This is a genomic window from Hominilimicola sp. (assembly GCF_046972485.1).
Taxonomy (GTDB): Bacteria; Bacillota; Clostridia; order UBA1381; family UBA1381; genus Hominilimicola; species Hominilimicola fabiformis.
Genome location: NZ_JBKVWU010000177.1, coordinates 1 through 3,358 on the forward strand (window position 1 = coordinate 1; position 3,358 = coordinate 3,358).

The 3,358-nt window shown below is 40.2% G+C and carries 3 protein-coding genes; 2 read left to right on the forward strand and 1 reads right to left on the reverse strand.

Annotated features, from left to right (window positions below; all coding sequences use genetic code 11):
* Positions 1–54 precede the first annotated feature (54 nt).
* The gene (aroA, locus tag ACLTU0_RS11355; protein ID WP_412322549.1) at positions 55–1,320 is read right to left on the reverse strand and encodes a 3-phosphoshikimate 1-carboxyvinyltransferase; all 1,266 of its coding nucleotides are present in this window, start codon (positions 1,318–1,320) and stop codon (positions 55–57) included.
* A gap of 113 nt (positions 1,321–1,433) precedes the next feature.
* Between aroA and ACLTU0_RS11360 the strand changes: the two genes are divergently transcribed.
* Both ACLTU0_RS11360 and ACLTU0_RS11365 read left to right on the forward strand, forming a co-directional pair.
* Positions 1,434–2,966, forward strand: coding sequence for a polysaccharide biosynthesis C-terminal domain-containing protein (locus ACLTU0_RS11360; RefSeq protein WP_412322551.1), 1,533 nt, complete (start codon positions 1,434–1,436; stop codon positions 2,964–2,966).
* 70 nt (positions 2,967–3,036) lie between these two features.
* A partial coding sequence (locus ACLTU0_RS11365; protein WP_412322552.1) for a MazG nucleotide pyrophosphohydrolase domain-containing protein occupies positions 3,037–3,358 on the forward strand: 322 nt, incomplete at its 3' end.

The window sequence follows — 3,358 nt, forward strand, 5'->3', positions numbered from 1 at the left end:
GGCTCCCATCGAGGGGAGCTGTCAACGCAGTTGACTGAGGGGTGGCTTAAAATTTTATTCTCCTAATTTATAAAAATCATCAAAGAAAGTCGGGTATGACACGCACGCACAATCGCTGTCGTCAAGTGTTGATTCACCGTCGGCGAGTTGTGCAAGCACTGTAAGGCTCATAGCCATTCTGTGGTCGCCGTATGTTTTGAAATCAGCACCGTGAATACTCTTACCGCCGTTTATAATCATACCGTCATCGGTTTCGGTAATATCGATACCGCATTTATTAAATTCGTCAACTACCGCACGAATTCTGTTTGTTTCTTTAACCTTTAATTCCTGTGCGTCTTTAATAACCGTTTGACCGTTCGCAAAAACTGCCGCAACTGCGATAATAGGAAGTTCGTCGATAAGTCGCGGAATAATATCGCCGCCGACTGTTGTGCCTTTTAATGACGAAGAACGCACTGTAATATCCGCAACAGTTTCACCTGCCGAAGTATGTACATTTTCAAGTGTAATATCTGCACCCATATCCTTTAAAACGTCAATAATACCTGTTCTTGTAGGGTTTATACCGACATTTGTTACTGTAATTTGCGAGTTCGGCATAATTGCACCAAGTACCAAAAAGAATGCGGCTGAAGAAATATCGCCCGGAACATCAACATTAAATGCCGTAAGGTCGTTTGTAGGTTTTACGGTAATATCAAGATTATCAACTGTTAAATCCGCACCCATAGCACTTAACATAAGTTCTGTATGGTCGCGTGATTTTTCAATTTCGTGAATAACCGTTTCACCGTCTGCATAAAGTCCTGCAAGGATTATCGCAGTCTTAACCTGTGCGGACGCAACAGGCATTTTGTAGTCTATACCGTGCAATTTTGTACCCGTAATATAAAGCGGACAATATTCATTTTCGATTTTTGCACCCATCATTGAAAGCGGTTGTACGACTCTGCCCATAGGACGTTTTTGAATAGACGCGTCACCCGTAATTGACGTATCAAAATTTTGACCTGCCAAAATACCGCATAAAAGACGTGTCGTAGTACCGCTGTTGCCTGTATAAAGCATTTCATCAGGCTTTTTAAGACCTCTTAGACCGTTGCCGTGAACGGTTACGTTTTCACCGTTTATATCTATATCAATTCCCATTTTTCTGAAACAGTCAATAGTTGAAAGACAGTCCGCACCCTTTAGAAAACCGCTTATTTCGGTTACACCGTTTGCAAGCGAGCCAAGCATAACGGCACGGTGTGAGATTGATTTATCGCCGGGAACTTTAATTTGTCCGACGGCTTTTTTTATTTTCTGAATTACCATTTCTTATCCTCCGTATATTCCCGATAACAAGACAAGGAACATCTTAATTTAGTTATAAAATAATTATATCATAAATAGGATATAAAGACAAGTTAAAATGCGTGGAGGGAGTTATGAAAAAGCAGAGTTTTCTTACCGGTGCGGTAATACTTATGATAGCAAATGCAATATCAAAAATACTCGGTGCGGTATTTAAGATACCTCTTACATATATACTTAACGAGGACGGAATGGCGGTGTTTAATATCGCGTTTGAGGTTTACATAATGTTTTTATCGTTTATCATTTCGGGTTTGCCGTTTGCAATATCGAAAATGGTTGCGGAATCAAATTCAAGAGGAGAATACAGTAAAACCCACAGAATAGTGAAAATTTCAACAATATTGCTTGTGTGTATAGGCATTGTCGGAAGTGTCGCACTTTATTTCGGCTCACCGTTTTTTGCACTTGCAATGAAAGAAGAAAAGGCGATATATGCAATACAAATGATTGCACCGTCAATATTTTTCGTTGCACTCGGTACGGCATATAAAAGTTATTATCAAGGTGTTTCAAATATGATACCGACCGCACTTTCACAAGTAACAGAAGCGATTGTTAAACTTGCGTCGGGATATTATTTAGCTGTACTTTTTTTGAATTACGGCGTTGAAAAAACAGCCGGCGGTGCAATAATGGGTGTAACGTCAGGTGAGATTATCGCAACGGCGATACTTATGATTATGTATTTTTACGGCAGAGATAAAAAGTATGTAAAGTCCGAAAAGAGCGATACTGCGGAAATATTAAAAGAGCTTATGTCAATCGCATTGCCGCTTTTATGTGCGTCGGTGGTGGCGAATGCAATAAATGTGGCAGATACAACGCTTGTGCGGTCAAGACTTCTTGACGGCGGTTTTTCAAGTGATGAGGCAAGATTTTTGTACGGTGCGTACACCGGTTACGCACTTACCGTTTTTCATCTGCCTGTCGGAATACTTGCAACATTGGGTGTAAGCATACTCCCTGTAATAGCCGGAGCGATAGCCGTAAACAACACAAAAAAAGCACAAACCGCGACCGATATAGGAATACGTCTTGCGGTTATGCTTTCAATGCCTTGTGCGGTTATAATGTACTTGATGAGTAATGAAATACTTACTGTATTATTTCATAACAGTTCATCGTCCGCTATGCTTACGGCGATAGCACCGTGCGTTATTATGATGTGTGTGACGCAGATAACGTCCGCAATATTACAGTCGGCAGGAAAAATAATGCTGCCGTTTTTTACGGCACTTTGCGGAAGTGCGGTAAAATTATCTGTGAGTTGGTATCTTATAGCTATGCCCGAAATCAATATATACGGCTCGGCGATAAGCTCAAATGCGGCATATATTCTTGTTATGATACTGAATTTAATCGCAATTCATAAATGTTTGAGTTTAAAATTGAATATTACGGCAATAATTATAAAGCCTGCAATAGCGACAGCACTTATGTTCGGTGTTATGTATATTTCATCGAACTATATTTCGGCGATATTGGGGGACGGATTCGTATATCTTGCCGTAATGTGCGGTATCGGTATGAGTGCGTATGTGCTTATGCTGTTTCTTACAAATGCAATATCGGTTAAAGAAGTACGAAAAATACTTAAAGGATAGACTTGTAAAAAATAATGCGGGGTGATATAATACAAGAGATTGAAGAAAATATGAAAGGGATTTGTTACTTGTGAAAAAATATTCTATTGATGATTTACGCGATATAATGGTACAGCTAAGGGGCGAAAACGGTTGCCCGTGGGATAAGGTACAGACACATCAGAGCATAAAGAAAAGTATGATAGAGGAATGTTACGAGGCGATTGACGCGCTTGACAGCGGTGATGACCACGCATTCGCAAATGAACTCGGTGATGTGCTTTTGCAGGTTGTGTTCCACGCTAGAATTGCGGAAGAAAGAGGAGCATTTGACTTTGATGATGTGGTAAACGAAATCTGTACAAAGCTTATTACACGTCATACTCACGTTTTCGGCAAAGATAATGCGGTAT